Origin of the sequence: Microbacterium sp. EYE_78 (assembly GCF_023149035.1) — a bacterium.
Taxonomy (GTDB): Bacteria; Actinomycetota; Actinomycetes; order Actinomycetales; family Microbacteriaceae; genus Microbacterium.
This window is the reverse complement of record NZ_JAHXMY010000002.1, coordinates 809056-824871: the sequence shown is the minus strand read 5'-3', so window position 1 is coordinate 824871 and position 15816 is coordinate 809056. Positions and strand designations below refer to the sequence as shown.

The 15816-nt window shown below is 67.9% G+C and carries 23 protein-coding genes; 15 read left to right on the top strand and 8 right to left on the bottom strand.

Features of this window, described 5'->3' with window-relative positions:
- Positions 1 to 3 precede the first annotated feature (3 nt).
- Positions 4 to 825, bottom strand: a complete 822-nt coding sequence (locus KZX17_RS11025; RefSeq protein WP_248173293.1) for a DUF4397 domain-containing protein — start codon at positions 823 to 825, stop codon at positions 4 to 6.
- Positions 826 to 942: 117 nt separating this feature from the next.
- Positions 943 to 2055: a peptide chain release factor 2 gene (gene prfB / locus KZX17_RS11020; protein WP_248173290.1), complete on the bottom strand. Its 1113-nt coding sequence runs from the start codon at positions 2053 to 2055 to the stop codon at positions 943 to 945.
- A 26-nt stretch (positions 2056 to 2081) separates the two neighbouring features.
- Between prfB and KZX17_RS11015 the strand changes: the two genes are divergently transcribed.
- From KZX17_RS11015 to KZX17_RS10995, 5 genes are all read left to right on the top strand, one after another.
- Positions 2082 to 3359 (top strand): MFS transporter, encoded by a 1278-nt coding sequence (locus KZX17_RS11015; protein WP_248174823.1) that lies wholly within the window; start codon positions 2082 to 2084, stop codon positions 3357 to 3359.
- A gap of 103 nt (positions 3360 to 3462) precedes the next feature.
- On the top strand, positions 3463 to 4164 hold the full coding sequence (locus KZX17_RS11010; protein WP_248173287.1) for a hypothetical protein: 702 nt from the start codon (positions 3463 to 3465) through the stop codon (positions 4162 to 4164).
- Positions 4164 to 4757 carry a hypothetical protein gene (locus KZX17_RS11005; RefSeq protein WP_248173282.1) on the top strand — a complete coding sequence of 198 codons (594 nt, stop codon included), beginning with the start codon at positions 4164 to 4166 and terminating at the stop codon, positions 4755 to 4757. The genes KZX17_RS11010 and KZX17_RS11005 overlap by 1 nt, the downstream gene beginning before the upstream one ends.
- A 22-nt stretch (positions 4758 to 4779) precedes the next feature.
- Positions 4780 to 5337, top strand: coding sequence for a type VII secretion system-associated protein (locus KZX17_RS11000; protein WP_248173279.1), 558 nt, complete (start codon positions 4780 to 4782; stop codon positions 5335 to 5337).
- Positions 5334 to 5750, top strand: a complete 417-nt coding sequence (locus KZX17_RS10995; RefSeq protein WP_248173276.1) for a hypothetical protein — start codon at positions 5334 to 5336, stop codon at positions 5748 to 5750. The genes KZX17_RS11000 and KZX17_RS10995 overlap by 4 nt, the downstream gene beginning before the upstream one ends.
- 21 nt (positions 5751 to 5771) lie before the next feature.
- Here KZX17_RS10995 and KZX17_RS10990 read toward each other — a convergent pair whose 3' ends face one another.
- Genes KZX17_RS10990 through KZX17_RS10975 form a run of 4 tightly spaced genes read right to left on the bottom strand, consistent with a single transcriptional unit; the run spans position 5772 to position 7220 of the window.
- Entirely contained in the window at positions 5772 to 6176 is a 405-nt protein-coding gene (locus tag KZX17_RS10990; protein WP_248173273.1) for a pilus assembly protein TadG-related protein, read from the bottom strand.
- Positions 6173 to 6640, bottom strand: coding sequence for a TadE family protein (locus KZX17_RS10985; RefSeq protein ID WP_248173271.1), 468 nt, complete (start codon positions 6638 to 6640; stop codon positions 6173 to 6175). Before KZX17_RS10985 ends, KZX17_RS10990 begins: the two co-directional genes overlap by 4 nt.
- Positions 6615 to 7004 carry a TadE/TadG family type IV pilus assembly protein gene (locus tag KZX17_RS10980; protein ID WP_248173268.1) on the bottom strand — a complete coding sequence of 130 codons (390 nt, stop codon included), beginning with the start codon at positions 7002 to 7004 and terminating at the stop codon, positions 6615 to 6617. Before KZX17_RS10980 ends, KZX17_RS10985 begins: the two co-directional genes overlap by 26 nt.
- A 12-nt stretch (positions 7005 to 7016) precedes the next feature.
- On the bottom strand, positions 7017 to 7220 hold the full coding sequence (locus KZX17_RS10975; RefSeq protein WP_248173265.1) for a hypothetical protein: 204 nt from the start codon (positions 7218 to 7220) through the stop codon (positions 7017 to 7019).
- A 136-nt stretch (positions 7221 to 7356) separates the two neighbouring features.
- On the opposite strand from KZX17_RS10975, the gene KZX17_RS10970 reads away from it, so the two are divergent.
- The 10 genes from KZX17_RS10970 to KZX17_RS10925 all read left to right on the top strand — a co-directional run bounded on the left by KZX17_RS10970 (position 7357) and on the right by KZX17_RS10925 (position 14218).
- Positions 7357 to 8775 carry a recombinase family protein gene (locus tag KZX17_RS10970; RefSeq protein WP_248174822.1) on the top strand — a complete coding sequence of 473 codons (1419 nt, stop codon included), beginning with the start codon at positions 7357 to 7359 and terminating at the stop codon, positions 8773 to 8775.
- A 67-nt stretch (positions 8776 to 8842) separates the two neighbouring features.
- Entirely contained in the window at positions 8843 to 9067 is a 225-nt protein-coding gene (locus KZX17_RS10965; protein WP_248173262.1) for a hypothetical protein, read from the top strand.
- Between the two features lie 592 nt (positions 9068 to 9659).
- Positions 9660 to 10040, top strand: coding sequence for a helix-turn-helix domain-containing protein (locus KZX17_RS10960; RefSeq protein WP_248173248.1), 381 nt, complete (start codon positions 9660 to 9662; stop codon positions 10038 to 10040).
- On the top strand, positions 10037 to 10183 hold the full coding sequence (locus KZX17_RS10955) for a hypothetical protein (protein ID WP_248173245.1): 147 nt from the start codon (positions 10037 to 10039) through the stop codon (positions 10181 to 10183). The genes KZX17_RS10960 and KZX17_RS10955 overlap by 4 nt, the downstream gene beginning before the upstream one ends.
- Before the next feature lie 98 nt (positions 10184 to 10281).
- Complete coding sequence (locus tag KZX17_RS10950) at positions 10282 to 10515, top strand: hypothetical protein (RefSeq protein WP_248173242.1); 234 nt, start codon at positions 10282 to 10284, stop codon at positions 10513 to 10515.
- Positions 10512 to 11624: an AAA family ATPase gene (locus KZX17_RS10945; protein ID WP_248173239.1), complete on the top strand. Its 1113-nt coding sequence runs from the start codon at positions 10512 to 10514 to the stop codon at positions 11622 to 11624. The genes KZX17_RS10950 and KZX17_RS10945 overlap by 4 nt, the downstream gene beginning before the upstream one ends.
- Before the next feature lie 142 nt (positions 11625 to 11766).
- Complete coding sequence (locus tag KZX17_RS10940) at positions 11767 to 11973, top strand: hypothetical protein (protein ID WP_248175580.1); 207 nt, start codon at positions 11767 to 11769, stop codon at positions 11971 to 11973.
- A gap of 138 nt (positions 11974 to 12111) precedes the next feature.
- A complete protein-coding gene (locus tag KZX17_RS10935) occupies positions 12112 to 12354 on the top strand; it encodes a hypothetical protein (RefSeq protein WP_248173234.1) in 243 nt (80 codons plus the stop codon).
- 88 nt (positions 12355 to 12442) lie between these two features.
- Positions 12443 to 12733: a hypothetical protein gene (locus KZX17_RS10930; RefSeq protein WP_248175582.1), complete on the top strand. Its 291-nt coding sequence runs from the start codon at positions 12443 to 12445 to the stop codon at positions 12731 to 12733.
- Between the two features lie 228 nt (positions 12734 to 12961).
- Positions 12962 to 14218 (top strand): phage major capsid protein, encoded by a 1257-nt coding sequence (locus KZX17_RS10925; RefSeq protein ID WP_248173230.1) that lies wholly within the window; start codon positions 12962 to 12964, stop codon positions 14216 to 14218.
- A 48-nt stretch (positions 14219 to 14266) separates the two neighbouring features.
- Here KZX17_RS10925 and KZX17_RS10920 read toward each other — a convergent pair whose 3' ends face one another.
- Positions 14267 to 15142, bottom strand: a complete 876-nt coding sequence (locus tag KZX17_RS10920; RefSeq protein WP_248173228.1) for a DUF4231 domain-containing protein — start codon at positions 15140 to 15142, stop codon at positions 14267 to 14269.
- Between the two features lies 1 nt (position 15143).
- Entirely contained in the window at positions 15144 to 15527 is a 384-nt protein-coding gene (locus tag KZX17_RS10915; RefSeq protein ID WP_248173226.1) for a TIR domain-containing protein, read from the bottom strand.
- Between the last annotated feature and the right edge of the window lie 289 nt (positions 15528 to 15816).

Sequence of the window (15816 nt, the reverse complement as noted above, 5' to 3'; positions counted from 1 at the left end):
GCCTCAGCGACGAGCGCTCGCGGCGCGGGTTGCGAGGACGGCGGCAGCGACGAGGCCGGCGATCAGCGCGGCGCCGCCGACGACGAGCCAGCCGCCTGCCCCGTTCTCAGCGACCAGGCCGGCCGATCCGGTGTTGACCCCGTCCGGCCCCGAGTGGAGCCCGTCGATGGTCTGCGTCGCCAGGGCGAGGTTGCCGTCCTCAGCGCTGCCCCAGGCGTAGACGATCGTCAGCACGCCCTCCTGGACCTCGACGTCAGCCGGACCGATCACCGGGTCCGTGGTGCCCTCGAGAGCCACCGCGGCGCTCACCGTGCCTGCCGGCAGGTCGAGCGACTCCTCGTTCGGGTTGGTCAGCCCGGTGATGACGGCCTCGCCGCCTGCCAGGACGTCGACCGCGGGCGCGGCGGCCACGTGACGCACCGTCAGCCGCCCCTCGCCCGCTGCAGTCTCCGCCGTGTCGTTGGTGAAGAGGTTGGCCGCGGGGGCGCCCTCGGCGTCGAGGTGCGCGACGGCCGTGTAGCTCATCCCGGCGTCGAGCGTCAGATCGATCGGGCCCAGCACGGGTTCTGAATCGTCCGCCGCATCCGCAGCCGTCAGCGCGACGGAGTACGTGCCTCCGGGCAGTTCGAGCGGACCGCCCAGGTCGCCGGGCTGGAAGTCGTCGATCGTCAGCTCGCCGTCGACGTAGACGTCGACCGGGGTGTCGGGGATGGCGTGCAGGACTGCCAGGTCGGCCGTCTCGGAGGTCGAGGCCGAGGCGGGGGCGAGTGCGGTCAATGCCACCGCAGCACCGAGGGCGATGCCCGCAGAGAGCGTCTTGCGCATGGGGTACTCCTTCTGGTTCGGCGCGACCTGTTGCGCGCGTTCACAGAGGTATTCCCCGGCGCACCCCTCTTTGGATGCAGGTGGATGAGAAAAGCTCGGAGCCGACCCGCGACCGGGTCAGCCGTCGTCGTCTTTCCGCTTGCGCCAGCGGATGCCGGCGGCGATGAAACCGTCGAGGTCGCCGTCGAACACCACGGTCGGGTTGCCGACCTCGTGCCCGGTCCGCAGGTCCTTCACCAACTGCTGCCCGTAGAGGAAGTAGGAGCGCATCTGGTCGCCCCAGCTCGCCGTGATCGTGCCGGCGAGCTCCTTCTTCTTCGCGGCCTCCTCCTCCTTCTGCAGGAGCATGAGGCGGGTCTGCAGCACGCGCATGGCGGCGGCGCGGTTCTGGATCTGGCTCTTCTCGTTCTGCATCGACACGACGATGCCCGTCGGGAGGTGGGTCAGGCGCACCGCGGAGTCGGTCGTGTTGACCGACTGGCCGCCCGGACCGGAGGACCGGAACACGTCGACACGGATGTCGCCCTCGGGGATGTCGACCTCCTGCGCCTCCTCCATCACGGGGATGACCTCGACCGCCGCGAAGCTGGTCTGGCGCTTGTCGGCGGAACCGAACGGGCTGATACGGGCGAGACGGTGCGTTCCGGCCTCGACCGACAGCGTGCCGTACGCGTAGGGGGCGTCGACCTCGAATGTGGCTGACTTGATGCCCGCGCCTTCGGCGAAGGAGGTGTCCATCACCTTGACGGAGTACTTGTGGCGCTCGGCCCACCGCAGATACATGCGCATGAGCATCTCCGCGAAGTCGGTGGCGTCGTCGCCGCCGGCACCCGAGCGGATCGTCACGACCGCGCCGCGGTCATCGTACTCGCCGTCGAGGAGCGTCTGCACCTCGAGCTGGCTGATGACCTTCTCGAGGTCGACGATCTCGCGGCGCGCCTCCTCCGCGGACTCCTCGTCCTCCATCTCCTGAGCGAGCTCGACGAGCACTTCGAGGTCGTCGAGCCGCTGCTCGACCTCGGTGACCCGCTTGAGCTCGGCCTGGCGGTGGCTGAGGGCGCTGGTGACCTTCTGCGCCTTCTCGACGTCGTCCCAGAGATCGGGGGCGCCCGCCTCCTCGGACAGTCGCGCGATCTCGGCGTGCAAGGCGTCGACGTCGACGACCGCCTTGATCTCACCGAAGGTGGAACGGAGGGCCTGGATGTCGGCAGACGGATCGAATTCGAGCATGACACTCCAGAGTAACGTGGATGGCGATGTCCGACCGCCCCGACTCCCCCCGCGCACGGGAGGTGCTCTGGCGGTTCGGGCCGATGGTCTACGCCCCGACCGTGCTCTTCGCGGTCGGGGAAGGCGCCGTGCTGCCCCTCATCCCGATCCTGGCAGGCGCCCTGGGGGCCGACGTCGCCCTCTCCGCGCTCATCGCATCGATGCTCGTCGTCGGTCAGCTCGTGGGCAATCTGCCTGCGGGCTGGGCCGTCGCGCGCGTCGGCGAGCGGATCACCATGATCGCCGCCGGTTCCCTCGCCCTCGCCGTCTCCGTGACGGCAGCACTCCTGCCCGTGCTCCCGGTCTTCGCCGCCGCGGTGTTCCTCATCGGATTCTGCGCGGCCGCATTCGGGCTGGCGCGCCACTCGTTCATGACCACCCGCGTGCCCGTCCTGTTCCGAGCGCGCGCGCTGTCACTGCTCGGCGGCACCTTCCGCCTCGGCATGTTCGCAGGGCCCTTCATCGCCGCAGCGCTCATCGGCGTGTTCGGCGACGAACGGTCGACGATCTGGTTCTTCGCGGTCTGCCTCGTCGCGCTGATCGTCCTCGTCGCGCTCGGACCGGATCCCGAGACGCAATTCCACCCCGATGTCGGCGTCCGCCCGCTCGACGCCGAGGATTCCGGAGAAGCCGTCACCGGCTCCCTCCCCGTCGCCGAGCGTCTCGGGGTCTTCCGGACGATGTGGCAGCATCGCCGCGTCCTGTCGAGGGTGGGGATGGCCGCCGCCTGCCTCTCGGCGGTCCGCTCCGCCCGCCAGGTGGTCCTTCCGCTGTGGGGCGTGTCCATCGGGCTCGACGCGCAGACGATCGCGCTCGTCATCGGCGTCTCCGGAGCGCTCGACTTCGCGCTGTTCTACGCGAGCGGGCAGGTGATGGACCGCTTCGGCCGGCTGTGGGCAGCGCTGCCCGCCATGACGCTCATGGGCAGCGGTTTCCTCGCCCTCTCGGTCAGCCATGACGTCGCCGAGCCCGCGATGTGGTTCGCCATGTTCGCCGCCGTCCTCGGCGTCGGGAACGGCCTGTCCAGCGGCATCCTGCTGACCATCGGGGCCGATATGGCACCGAAGGACGACCCCGCGCCGTTCCTCGGCTCCTGGCGGACGTTGACGGATGCCGGTGGCGCCACGACCCCGCTCATCGTCACCGGCATCACGGCGGTGTCCTCCCTGTCGTTCGCCGCCGGTGCGGTGGGGCTCATCGGGCTGCTGGGCGCCGTGGCCTTCATCCGGTGGCTCCCCCGATTCGTCCCTCACGTCCGCGACTGAGCACGCTCACTGCGTCGACGGCGGCGCGCAATGGGGCGTTCTCCCCATGGCACGTCGGAGGGCCCGCACCGTAGAGTCCTTGGCTGGAGGTGCTGCGGTGGGAATGATGTTGCCGAACGAGCTCGTCTGGGTGATGGAGAAGCTCGGTTTCGACTGGCCCGACATCGACGAGGACGAGGTGCGCAAGGGCGCCGAGCTGGTGCGCAACCTCGGGAACGACCTCGAGGGTGTCATCCAAGCCGTCGACAACAAGATGAACGGCGACGTCGCGGCGGCGATGCGCGGCCAGGCCGGCCCGGCGACCACGAGCGCCTGGAACACGAACCGGTCCACCAACCTGCAGAAGCTCGTCGACCTCATGCCGCCCGCAGCCACCGCCATGGATGTGGGCGCGGCCGGCATCACCGCGCTGAAGATCAAAGTCATCGTCGACGTCACGTCGACGATGATCGCGCTGGTGGCGATGCTGACGAATCCCATCACCGCGGTGGGGGCGGGCCCGATGCTGCTCATCAAGAAGAAGCTGCTCAACGCCGCCGTCGACATCGCCGTCGAGCAATTGATGAACCAACTCCTGCCGATGGCGATCGAACCGATGGCGGAGCAGCTGCCCGCGATCGTGGACGCCATCCTCGACGCCCCCGTCGTCGAGGGCGCGGCCGGCGACTCGGACGAGTTCTACGCCGATCTGGAGGCCCTCGAGGCCGCGCGGAGCGACGTGAAGCTCCGGGGCGGCGACATCCAGACCATCACGTCGACGTTCTTCTCGGAGTTCTCGGCACTCGATTTCGGAGGTGACGCCTGATGTCCGGGATGAAGGGGCTGTTCCGATCACTGAAGGAGGCGGTCCTCGGCGGGATGGGGCACAGCAAAGAGCGTCTGCACCAGGTGGCGGACAACCTCGACGGTCATTTCGACACGGTGATCCGCCGCGTCCGCGACAGGGACACGTTCGACGCTCCCCCCTCGCTCACCGGCAACAGCGTCAACCGCATCGACCGCACCACGCGCGAGCCCCTGTACCGCTCCGACAACAGGCCGCCCGAGGTCATCTTCGACGAGGGCTTCGAGGTCCGGAATCCCGACAACAACAACTACGAGGATTTCGTCCGCTTCAACACGCACTCGAACTTCATCAGCACCACCAGAGACCCTGACCTCTACAAGCACTGGCCGTCGGACTACCGGTACACGGTCGACGCGCCCGGCGGCATCGATGCCGACCTCACCATTCCGGACAACCCCTTCGGCCCGAGCTCGCCGAAGCCCGAATCCGAGATCTCCTTCCAGGGCGGGATCACGCCGGACCGCATCGTCGGCGCCCATCCGGTGAAGCCCGACAACACGCTCGGCGAGTGGATTCCGAACCCGGGATATGGTGGCAATGACCGAGCATGATGAGGATGACAGGGGTTCGCAGATGACGTCGCAGATCTCGCCGCCTCCGATCACCGACGCGCTCCGCGCGCAGGCGCGGCAGCGCCCGGGCGAGTGGGTCTACGCGGTCGATCCGGAATTCGAGGGCTCCGATCGCGTTCCGCCCGAGGGCATCATCGGCGCCTGGCGCTCCGACGAGCGCGGCGAGGTGACCGGCGACTTCACGCCCAATCCGCGCTACGTCCCCTCGCCGACTGCACGAGGCTGGGCGCAGCCGACGTCGCGCCTCGAGCGGGTACTGCAGCTGGTCCGAGCCGGACACGCCCCCGGCGTCGACCTCGATCGCGAGTTCGCAGCCGCGGACGTCCTCGTCTACAGCCGACCCGAGGGGGGACTGTTCGTTGCGCGGGACGGCGATGCGGGGGTGATCTACGCCTTCTCGGATGCCGCCAAGGCCACCACGTCGGGGTACGACCAGTTCACGACGATGACGGGGCGCGAGCTCGCAGCCGCGCTGCCGTCCGGTGTGCGGATCGCCCTCAATCCCGGTGCCGATGTCGGCGTCGCGATCGAACCCGCCGACGTCCTCGCCGCGGGATGAGCACGGACTCGCGAAGGATCACCGTCGCGCGCGGAGATGAGCGCGTCGACGCGACCATCGCGTGGCGGCGGGACGGCTGGCGGTACGCCGTGACGATCTCGTCGGACGCCTTCGCGACCGTCGAAGAGGTCGCGGACGACGCGTTCGAGGCGCTCTCCCTCGTCCGTGAGCATCTCGAACCGGCAGGGTGGCGGATCGGCGTCGTGGGCGCCCAGGCGGACGTCTGGCCCAGCGGCATGGCCCGCGACCAGGGCGGCGGCCTGCGGGCGTACCGCCTGACCGAGACGCAGGTGGGCGACCTGGTGGACGTCTTCGAACCCGCCGATCCGGCCAGTGCGACCACGGTCGCGGCCCAGCGGGCCGAGAGCGACCGGCTCTACGACCTCATCCGGACCGCGAACCGACGAGGCTGACAGCGAGGTCGTTCGAGCGCGCTAGTCGAGCGCGGTGCGGCTCGTGGCCGTCGCCTCGAGGGACACCCCCTCCGGAACGAAGAGAGTCGCGATCGGCGGACGCCAGGTGCGGACGACGGTGACCCGCGCGGACACGCCGTCCGGTGTGCGCGCCGACGCGACGGCGGCACCGCTGTCGGCGGCGACGATCGCTTCCGCCTGGGCGCGCACCTCGTCGGCGGTGAGTTCTGCACGAGGCGCACCGTCGACCACCTCGAGGACGAACCCGTCGGCGGCGGCCAAGGCCGCGGCATCCGCCGTCGCCTGCGTGCGCTTCTGGGCGAGGTAGAGGCTCGTCGCGTCCACCGACACGAAGACGAGGACGAGGGCCAGCAGGGCGTAGCCGATCGTCAGCAGCAGGACGCTGCCGTCCTCGTCTCGCCTCATGACCCGTCCCGCCAGTAGCGCGACACCTTCTGCACCGAGGAGGCCTCGACGCCGATCCGGGTGGCGTCCTGCAGCCCGAAGACAGGCGGCACGAGGGGCAGACCCGCCGAGGCGACGACGGTGACACGGATGGTTGCACCCGCCGCAGGACACGATGACGGAGGACCGACGCAGGTGAGCTCCACCCCGACCTCGTCGCGGTCGAGCTCGTACTCCCGCGCGATGGCGTCGAGCACGGCAGCCGCCCGGGCGTCCGCGTCGTCGGCCCCCTCCGCCGACGCCACGGCGCGCGCGACATGGCGCGCCGCCGACTCCACACCCAGCGCGTGGGACTGCACGATGCCGAGAGTGACGATGAGGTAGACGACGGGGACCAGGAGCACCACGCCGCCGAAGATGAACTCGAGCGCCGCGGAGCCGCGCTCGTCCCCGACGATGTCAGTCGAACGTCTCCACCGGCGCATGCACGGTCACCTCCCAACCTTGAGAGATGCCGAGGAGGCCGATCAGAGGAAGTCGTGTCGTCAGCGTGACGGACACTGTGTCGTACCCGAGCTTGGACGACTCCCAGGCCGCAGCACCTTCCACGAACCCATCGCCGACGGCGCGCTCGACCGTCTCACGGGCCCGCAGCGCGCCCGCCGCCGTCTCCACGTCGGCGAGCGCCGCGTAGTAGGCGCCCTCGACGGCCGCGTCGTGCACCACGTTCCGGACGTAGACGGCCAGCGCCAGCTGCAGCACCCCGAGGGTGAGCACGGTCAGCAGCACGCCCACCAGCACGAACTCGACGGGAGTCGAGCCGCGATCGTCACGGAGGAGATGCCGCATCCGTGTCAGGCCTCAGAAACTCGACACCTGGTCGATGGCCTGCTCGAACAGCTGCGCCAGCGCCGGACCCGCGAGCGCCCAGATGACGACCACGAGCCCCGCCGTCATGAGGGTGATGAGTACCCAGCCGGGAACGTCGCCCTGCTCGTCGCGTCGGACGTCGGCGACGACGGACCCCCAGGCGGTGCGCAGGTGCGCGAGAGTGTGTCGGATCATCGATCTCTCCTTTCAGTCAGGTCAGCCCACACCGAGACGCAGCATGACGATCCCGGGGAAGACGGCGAAGATGACGCTCATCGGGAGAAGGAGGAAGACGATTGGCTGGAACATCTCCTTTAGGCTTCCTAACGTGATGGCGACCAGTACCCTTAACCGCACCGCCGTGATCTATGCACGCATCAGCCTGGACCGGACCGGCGAGGGAGCCGGTGTCGATCGCCAAGAGAGCGAATGCCATCAGCTCGCAGCTCGCCTCGGGCTCGACGTCTCGCGCGTGTACGTGGACAACGACATCAGCGCCACGTCCGGCGCAGAGCGCCCGCAGTTCAAGCGAATGCTGGCCGACCGTCCCGCCGCGATTATCACCTGGGCGCAGGACCGCCTCTTGCGGCTCTCAGCCGACCTCGAGAAGGTCATCACGCTGAACATCCCCGTTCATATGGTCACGCAGGGAACACTGGACCTCGCGACGCCCGCCGGGCGTGCTGTTGCCCGCACTGTCGCTGCCTGGTCAACTTTCGAGACCGAGCAGAAGGGGCTCCGCCAGCTCGCCGCAAACGATCAGCGCGCCGCAAAGGGGCAGCCGACGGTGCGCCCTGGCTACGGCTACCGTCGAGTCGACGGGCGTGACGTGGTGGAGGCCAATGAGGCCGCGATCATCCAGGAGGTCGCGAGTCGTATCCTCGCCGGGGAGCCGTTGAGGGCCGTCGCCCGCGACCTGAACTCCCGTCAGGTCCCCTCCCCCGGCGGCGCGCCTTGGCAGGGCGTCACCTTGCGGCAGCTCGTCACTCGGCCCTCGCTCGCGGGCCTTCGCACGCACCGCGGCCGGGTGGTCAGCGCGTTCGATGCCGAACTGCACCCTGCGATCCTGGAGCGGGATACTCACGACCGCCTGATCGCGCTCGTGCGAGACCCTGCGCGAACTGTTAGCGGTGTGGGCCGCCCGCCCCAGCACCTTCTGAGCGGGATCGCCATATGCGGCAAGTGTGGCGCAAAGATGCGGCGGATGCCGGGCCGGATGACGACCACCAAGCGCGGCGGGGCGAAGCGACAGCCTCCCGCGTATGGCTGTCCCGTCTGTTACGGCGTGCGCCGGAAGCAGTCCGATGTCGAGGCGTTCGTTGTCGCGGTGCTGCTTCGCCGCCTGGAGAGCCCTGACGCGCTCGACCTCGTAGGGACGACTGACCCTGCCGGCGCAGCTGCGGCGCGCGATGCCGTTGCCGCGATCGACGCGCGCCTGAGCAGCGCCGCCGATGCCTACGCGGCGGGGGCGATCGAGCTCTCCCAGCTCACGCGGATCACCACGCAGCTCCGAGCCGATCGGGACGCCCATGCCGCCGCCCTGACCGCCGCGCTGCCCTCATCCCTACCCGCTGACCTGGCCGGGCCCCGCGTTAAGGAGCGGTGGGCAACGCTCGGCATTGAAGCCAGGCGCGCGGTGCTCAGCGCGCTGCTGCGGATCACAGTGCAGCCGTCTGGCCCGGGGCGCGATTTCAATCCTGAGCTGATCCGGATCGACTGGCTTACGGATACCGCGTCCGCGGAAGTTTGACGGCAGCCGCCGTTATGGAAGCACCCCCGCGACTGACTCGGCGGGGCAATGATCGAAGGAACCCAACATGGAAGCCAGCGCAAACACGACAGAGACGATCGAGCGCCACGCCTTTCTTGCGGGCGTCGAGCTGCTGACTGTCGACTGGCCGGACGGCCGTCACGCGGCGACGCTCGTGCTGGAGCGCGATGCAGACGTTTCGGCTGGGGAACTGCGAGCGCTTGCGGAGGCGTTCGAGGCGTTCCCGGCGTGGCTCCGTGCCCGCGCCGACGAGCAGGACGCCCGCGCATGACCGACCCTACGGGCCATTTCGCGGGCGATTCCGAGCTCGACCAGGTCATCCTCGATGGCCGCCTCTATCAACGGCATGGCTCCTCAACCCCGGTCCCGTGGGCGCGTTCCGGTACGCCGGTCGGGTGGACAATTACTGTCCGGTGCGCCGCCGCCACACACTCCGCGGAGGCACGGCCCGTCGTGATGATCGCGCGCTGCGTCAGCGACGGCGTAGGAAGGCCTCCGTGGTCGTTTGAGCTGCGCGGGCGCTCGGAATGGGCGGCACTCGACGGGTTCCGTGGGCAGGGGCTCGTGGAACGCGTCTCGCCCGCCGACTGGGCGAGCGTTGCCCCGGCCCGAATGGCATACCGGCTCCGATGCCCGAGTTGCCCTGAGGACTTGCCCGTCGGTGACGAGTTCATCCTCTACTCGCTTATGGAGGAACGCGCTGCGGACCGAAAGCACGGGGATACCCTGCAGCGCATCCGCGCGTCGCGTTCGTAAGCACGAGTCGGCATGGGCTAACGTAACGGGAGTCGGCGCTCGCGTCCGGCCTACATCGTCACCTCCCAGCGGAGGGGCATATCGCCCCTTCCCACTGGGAGGTTTCTTTGTCTACCTCAACCCCCGTAGCTCCCGCCCTCAACGGCTGGGCGAGCATCGCCGATGCGGCCACCGCCCTCGGAATCAGCCGCGACACCGTCCGTCGCATGATCAGTCGCGGCGAAGCGCGCGCGGAACGGGTCGGCCCCCGGTTGATCCGCGTCGACCTGTCCAGCATCCAGCGGCAGCCCGTCGGCCCGCGCGTCGGGCCTGACTACGAGGCAGTGCGGGAGCGTCTGCTCGCGCAGCTCCCGGTCGAGATGATCGACCCCAACGTGCTCACACAGCTCGACCGCCTGATTAATGAGGCTAAGCGGTCCAACGCCCACGCCAATCTGCGACGCGACCGCGCCGTTGACGAGCGGATCGCTGCGGGGGACGACGAGTGACCGCCGCGACCGGGCCTGAGGCACGTCCCTCACTCTCGGATGACACCCGCCTCTACATCGAGCGTCTCGTCGCCGCCGCTCCCCCGCTGTCGCCGGGCCAGAGATCACGACTCGCGGTGCTGCTGAACGGCGGCGTCTCGTGAATGTCGAACGCCGCCCCGGTGGGACGGCGAGGGCGAGTGCTGGCAGGCAGTCGTCGTCGATCGTATTCCGCCGCCCCGACGTCACCGCGTGTGTGCGGGTGGACCTCACCGAACCCGCGAACGGCGACCGCTTTGAGTCCGGCGAGGTAGCACGGCGGGTGCACCGCGCCGTCGTCGGTACGCCCGCGGGCGTCACGCTGAAACTCGTGGTCAGCGCCGAGACCCCTGACTACGCGCCGATCATCCCCGACGGTGCCCGCGTACAGATCGACGCACCGGACGGCATCACTGCCGCGCGGTGGCTCGGGCTGCTGAGCGGAGGCCCCGAGTGACCTGGGCACCGCTCGACCTCTCCGGCATCATCGACGCCGTCGCAAACGGCCTCGACGCCGACAACGCGCCGTCCGTGGTGCGCCGCACTGACGGCCCCGGACTGTTCTACTCGGGCGAGGTCAACGGCATCCACGGCGCATCCGGGTCCGGGAAAACCTGGTTTCTCTTGCACGGGTGCGCGCAGGAGGTGCTCGACGGTCGCCACGTCGTCTATGTCGACCATGAGGGCAATCCGCGCGGTGTGGTCCGTCGGTTGCTCGATCTCGGCCTGACCGCGGACGAGATCGGCGGCCACTTCCACTACGTGCAGCCCGAGGTCGCCTTCCACGAGGGCGGCAAGGCGTTGCTGACGTTCGTCGAGGACTGGCGTCCGTCCCTCGTCGTTATCGACTCCACGGGCGAAGGGCTTGCGTTGCACGGCGCGAACCCGAACGCCGATGACGAGGTCGCTCGATGGTTCCAGCAGGTTCCTCGCAGAATCTCTGCTCTCGGCCCGGCCGTGGGCCTGATCGACCACGGCGCAAAAGCGTCCGGAGGTGAGCTTTGGCCTATCGGGTCTCAGAGGAAGCTCGCGGCCGTCACCGGTGCTCAGTTCTACGTCGAGACGCTGACCGAGTTCTCTCGCGAGAAGGCTGGGGCGCTCCGGGCCATCTGCGCCAAGGACCGCGGGGGCCACTTCACTGTCGGCCGGACGGTCGCTGTGCTGCACGTGACGCCGGAGGACGACGGGCGGCTCAGTGTCTCTCTGACGGCCCCGAATCCCGAGGACCGGCGCACGGCCCCCGAGTCGCGTGGCGAGGCCGTACAGCGCGAGCTGGCGGCCCGAATCGTGGCCCTCCTCGGCGACGGGGAGCCGAAGTCTGGGCGGGCGGTTGAGGACGGGATCGGCGGGAACCGCGCGGCCGTGAAGTCTGCACTCGACCGCCTCGTTAGCGACGGCACCGTGACTCGCAGCATCGGTGCTCGCGGCGCTCACATGCATCAGCTCCGCAAGGTGCCCGGTGACCTCCCCTCCTCCCCCGCCCTTAAGGGCAGGGGGGAGGTGAGGGAGGTACCTCCCCGCTCCCCTGGGGGAGGTCGGGGGAAGTCGGGGGAGGCGGCGGAGTAATGCGCCGCGAACATCGCACCGACGAAGTGCTGGGACGCCGACGGGCCGCACGTGAGCGCATCGATCTGGACGCCGAAGCCACCGAACGACTGAACAAAGCCCGGGAAGCTCTCGGCCTGAACACGAAGGAGACACCTTGACCATGCGGAAACGCACCCGCCAGACCCCGCTGCAGCGCCTCGCGCGGTTGCTGCGCTTCACCTACGACGTCGGGACCGATCGCGTGAGCATCCACGTCGGAGCTGCTGCCGCTGAGCCGGCCTTATGGGTCAGACGCCACGACCTCCGCTCGCTCTGCGACCTGCTCCACGACTACGCCGACGAACTCGACCGGAAGGACCGCGCATGACCCGCACCAGCAACCACCCCCGCAGGGGGAAGGGCCTTCGAATCGCTAGGACCGAAGCCGCTGACCATTCCACCGGCAGTGATCTTTCTCTCCCCGGCGCGCATCCCCATCACGCACGCGCGCGCGAGGAGGCCGCCGATGTCTGACACGAAGCAGATCGCGGGCCAGCTGATCCTCGTCACAGCAGACCATGACACGCAGGGTCTCCTCGACGCCCTGCGTGGCTTCCCTCGCGAGCGAAACCTGGACCTGATAGTCGCCCTCGCCGACACCGCGGCTGCTGCGCTGGAGGCGCTGCATGGTGAGACATGGCGGGAGGCACTGTCGTTCGCAATGCTCGATGCTCAGCTCGACCAGGGGGTGACGGATGCCGACTCGTGAGGACGACGACCTCGCGCGTGGTCACCGTCCGCGTCGCGGCGACGGCGAGGCGGCGTGGCGTGCTTACGCGATGAGATTGCAGGCACGGATGGGTGAGGCTCGCGCCGCTCGCGCCTCGGCGGAGATCGCCTGGGCAGAAGCGGAACGACGTGTGGCGAAAGCCGAAGAGCGGCAGCTCGCTCTCCGGGCGCGGGGCGACGACTTCCTACGGATGCTCCAGCGCGAGGAGAACGCCCTTCGTCATGAGCGGCGGGACATCGCTGCTGTCGAGGAACTGCTTGACGCGGGTGACGTCGCGGGCGCTGTCCTCGCCCTCAGCGCGCGGAGGGCACGCATCGACCGCAAGACACGCCGCTCGCGCGACAAGCCCGTGGGGTAGGTAACGGTTAGGCTCGGCACACGCTTGCGCACCGCCGGGTGATTCAGCGAGGGCCCCAAGGGTCAAGCTGAGCACCCGGCGGCGCAGGCCAGTGAAAGGCCGTCGGTCAAGCCGACCCCCGCGACGAGGACATTGGTCAAGTCGCAGGAGAGTCCGCGTCAGCCCGTCCGTCCGAGCGAAAGCGCACCAGCGCACCGGATACCCCTCAGGGGTCTCCCGGTCGTCTCTGTGGTGCCGCTCCACCATTCACGTACTCGGCCGCAGTGCCGGGACCCACACGAGGAGAATCCCGTGAACCCGAAAGAACGACTCGCCGCCCTGCTCGGCGAGATGCGAACGATCGTCACCAACGCCAAGAGTGCGCACCGCGACCTTTCCCCCGGCGAGGTTGCCGACCTCGAAGCGAAGAACGCTGAGGTCGATCGCCTGAAAGCTCAGATCGAGCGAGGCAACGAGTCAGCCGCGCTGATGGACCGCATCGGCGGCCTGCGCGACAGCGGCGAACAGCCGACCTCTCACGCGCCGAAGGCCGCTCAGACTGCGTCGTGGGCACGAAAGGCTGTCGACGGACTCGCTACGCTCGCCTCCCGTGCCCCGGGCGGCGCAAAGGCTCTCACATCCGGCACAGTCTCCGTTCCGGCACTGGTGGGCGGCGTCTCAATCGACAGCTCAGCACGCACGCTCCTCGACCTCGTCACCGTCCTCCCCGCTCGCGACGGAGGCGAGACCGACAGCGACTCGGGAGAACTCGACTTCGTCGGCCGCGGTGGACACGTGGGCAACGTCTTCTCGTTCGTACGCCAGACCGCCCGGCAGAGCAACGCCCGCGCCGTCCCGGACGGTGCGGAAAAGCCCACTTCCACATACACTTTCGGACAGGTCGACGACACCTACCGGGTCTACGCGAACAAGACCGAGGACCTCGCCTGGCGCTACCTCGCCGACTTCGAAGGTCTGATGCAGATCATCAGCACCCAGCTCCGCGACGACACGCTGTCCGCCATCGAGCGGGACGTCCTCTCGGGCGACGGCGAAGACGACCGCTTCACCGGCATCGACCACACGGAAGGTGTGCAGGTTCAGGCGTTCGAGGGCGACCTCCTCACGACGCTGTCCGCGGCCAAGTACAAGCTGCTCGCGCAGGACCGGCAGCTCACCGGATGGGCAATGAACCCCCTCGATCTGCAGTCACTCGAAATGCTCCGCGAGAACGGCACGACCGGCGCATTCCTGTTCAAGTCACGCTCCGAGATCGAAGGCTTCCTCGGCGCGCCCGTCGTGACCTCTCTCGGCCTCTCAGTCGGATCAGCGATCGCCGCAGACTGGAGCCAGGCCGAACTCCTTCCCGTCGGCGACGACGAGCTCGTCTTCGACGGCAAGAACCGGACTGAGAACAACACGTTCCGCCTCATGTACGAGGGTCGGTATGGGTTCCGCGTGAAGAGGCCCTTCGACTTCGTGCAGGTTCAGGTCACGGAAGCCTAACCCTTCGGTGCGCGTTCTCGAGCGGCAACGGAACGCGCACCGTAGGCCTTATCGAGTCTGCTTTATGCCCCGGGATGCTCTCCAAAGAGTGTGCTCCCGAGAGATCGCTTCCTCAGCTTGACCCACGAATGCCGCCCAAGTGTCTTCAGAGGTCACGCCGTCGAGCTGATCAATCACGGACGCAAGTTCTTGGCTCGTCACACCATATGCGTTCGCAAGGGTTTGATACTGGCGAGCCTGAGCCCAAGCAGTGAAGGCAGCGGCCAACGCCGAGAGGACGCCCAGGGCATCGAAGGCGATGGCACCCGACACGAGCATCACCGCCGCAAGTAGGCCCGCGAACTCGAGCCCTATGGTCACAAGAGTCCAGACGTCGAAGCGATTCCCGTTGAACCTCGCTTTGGATGCATACCAGGCTCGCTGATCTTCTAGACGCTCCCTACGGTAGAGAGCCTTCCGCTCATCGAAGCTTCCGGAGCGAGCCTCGCGCATGAGCTCTGTGATCTGCGCGTGCTGGTCAGCGGGAGGGACGTGATCGAGATTTGTGAGGAGAGCTTTGATCTCCCGCGCAAACACGGCGTCGACATCACCGTCGGTCTCGAACTTCTCCCCGCGAACCATGTATCGCCAGGCGAGAGTTTTTGCGGACTCGGCGGCCGCTCGACCTTCGTACCAGCCGCGGTCCGGACGGACCTTGAGGTTATAAAACTCTGCTGCGATCGCTACCACCAGAGCGATGGTTGCCAGCCAAGCTCCGAATGGTAGGAAACCCTGGAGCCCCGCGAGTGCTCCTCCGCCCGCCGCCACAAGAAGACCGCCAAGGCGGATGCGCATCACCCAAAGAAACCGCCGCTGCGAGGCCAAGGACGCCTGGTCGGCGGCCCGATAGAACGCCGGGAAGTCATCGTCGCCAGGCTTGCGCACTTCAGCCAATCTCCCTAACGATGTCGTCGATCTTCCAGTCGACGATCTTCGCTCGTGCCTCTGTCAGAGCACCAGGAATCAGCACGCCGGCCTTCAACCGCACGCCGATCACCTTCTTGCCGAGTTCCACACTCTTCTTGATCTCCCAGGCTACCCAGTCGCTCTTCCAGGTGTGCGTGCCTATCAAGACGATCGTGACCGACGATGCCTTGATCTTCTCCGTGATCTTCGAACGAATGTACGTCGCGCTCGTGCTGTTGTACGGCACCTTCACTGAATAGTCATCGAAAGCGAGCGCGCTGTTTTTGTTTCGAGCCTGCCCCCTGAACAGCCGCACAGTCTCCAGGTCCTCTTCCACGAACGACAAAAAGATGTGTTTGGTCATGATCTCCCCCAGCTAGCTGACTGATGATGGCAAAAGTAGAGCTTGTGTGCGAGAAACCCGACTGGGACACGCCGCCGCATCGCGGCGAGGCGTCAGACATCGGCAGCTCGGTGCTTGCCTGCGCCTCTCAGCAAAACACGCGAGCACGACAAGTCGATAGTCTCCCGGAATGCCCCCTTCGACGAAGAAGCCAACTTGCTTTATCGCCATGCCCATTACCACTCACGATGACGAGAGCAAGCTCTACGGAGACCTCGAACACTGGACTCACGTGATCGAGCACCTGTTC

Coding starts and splice junctions, on each gene's coding strand:
- KZX17_RS11025 (WP_248173293.1), bottom strand. CDS start 825: ATGCGCAAGACGCTCTCTGCGGGCATCGCCCTCGGTGCTGCGGTGGCA.
- prfB (WP_248173290.1), bottom strand. CDS start 2,055: ATGCTCGAATTCGATCCGTCTGCCGACATCCAGGCCCTCCGTTCCACC.
- KZX17_RS11015 (WP_248174823.1), top strand. CDS start 2,082: ATGTCCGACCGCCCCGACTCCCCCCGCGCACGGGAGGTGCTCTGGCGG.
- KZX17_RS11010 (WP_248173287.1), top strand. CDS start 3,463: ATGATGTTGCCGAACGAGCTCGTCTGGGTGATGGAGAAGCTCGGTTTC.
- KZX17_RS11005 (WP_248173282.1), top strand. CDS start 4,164: ATGTCCGGGATGAAGGGGCTGTTCCGATCACTGAAGGAGGCGGTCCTC.
- KZX17_RS11000 (WP_248173279.1), top strand. CDS start 4,780: ATGACGTCGCAGATCTCGCCGCCTCCGATCACCGACGCGCTCCGCGCG.
- KZX17_RS10995 (WP_248173276.1), top strand. CDS start 5,334: ATGAGCACGGACTCGCGAAGGATCACCGTCGCGCGCGGAGATGAGCGC.
- KZX17_RS10990 (WP_248173273.1), bottom strand. CDS start 6,176: ATGAGGCGAGACGAGGACGGCAGCGTCCTGCTGCTGACGATCGGCTAC.
- KZX17_RS10985 (WP_248173271.1), bottom strand. CDS start 6,640: ATGCGCCGGTGGAGACGTTCGACTGACATCGTCGGGGACGAGCGCGGC.
- KZX17_RS10980 (WP_248173268.1), bottom strand. CDS start 7,004: ATGCGGCATCTCCTCCGTGACGATCGCGGCTCGACTCCCGTCGAGTTC.
- KZX17_RS10975 (WP_248173265.1), bottom strand. CDS start 7,220: ATGATCCGACACACTCTCGCGCACCTGCGCACCGCCTGGGGGTCCGTC.
- KZX17_RS10970 (WP_248174822.1), top strand. CDS start 7,357: ATGGCGACCAGTACCCTTAACCGCACCGCCGTGATCTATGCACGCATC.
- KZX17_RS10965 (WP_248173262.1), top strand. CDS start 8,843: ATGGAAGCCAGCGCAAACACGACAGAGACGATCGAGCGCCACGCCTTT.
- KZX17_RS10940 (WP_248175580.1), top strand. CDS start 11,767: ATGCGGAAACGCACCCGCCAGACCCCGCTGCAGCGCCTCGCGCGGTTG.
- KZX17_RS10935 (WP_248173234.1), top strand. CDS start 12,112: ATGTCTGACACGAAGCAGATCGCGGGCCAGCTGATCCTCGTCACAGCA.
- KZX17_RS10930 (WP_248175582.1), top strand. CDS start 12,443: ATGGGTGAGGCTCGCGCCGCTCGCGCCTCGGCGGAGATCGCCTGGGCA.
- KZX17_RS10915 (WP_248173226.1), bottom strand. CDS start 15,527: ATGACCAAACACATCTTTTTGTCGTTCGTGGAAGAGGACCTGGAGACT.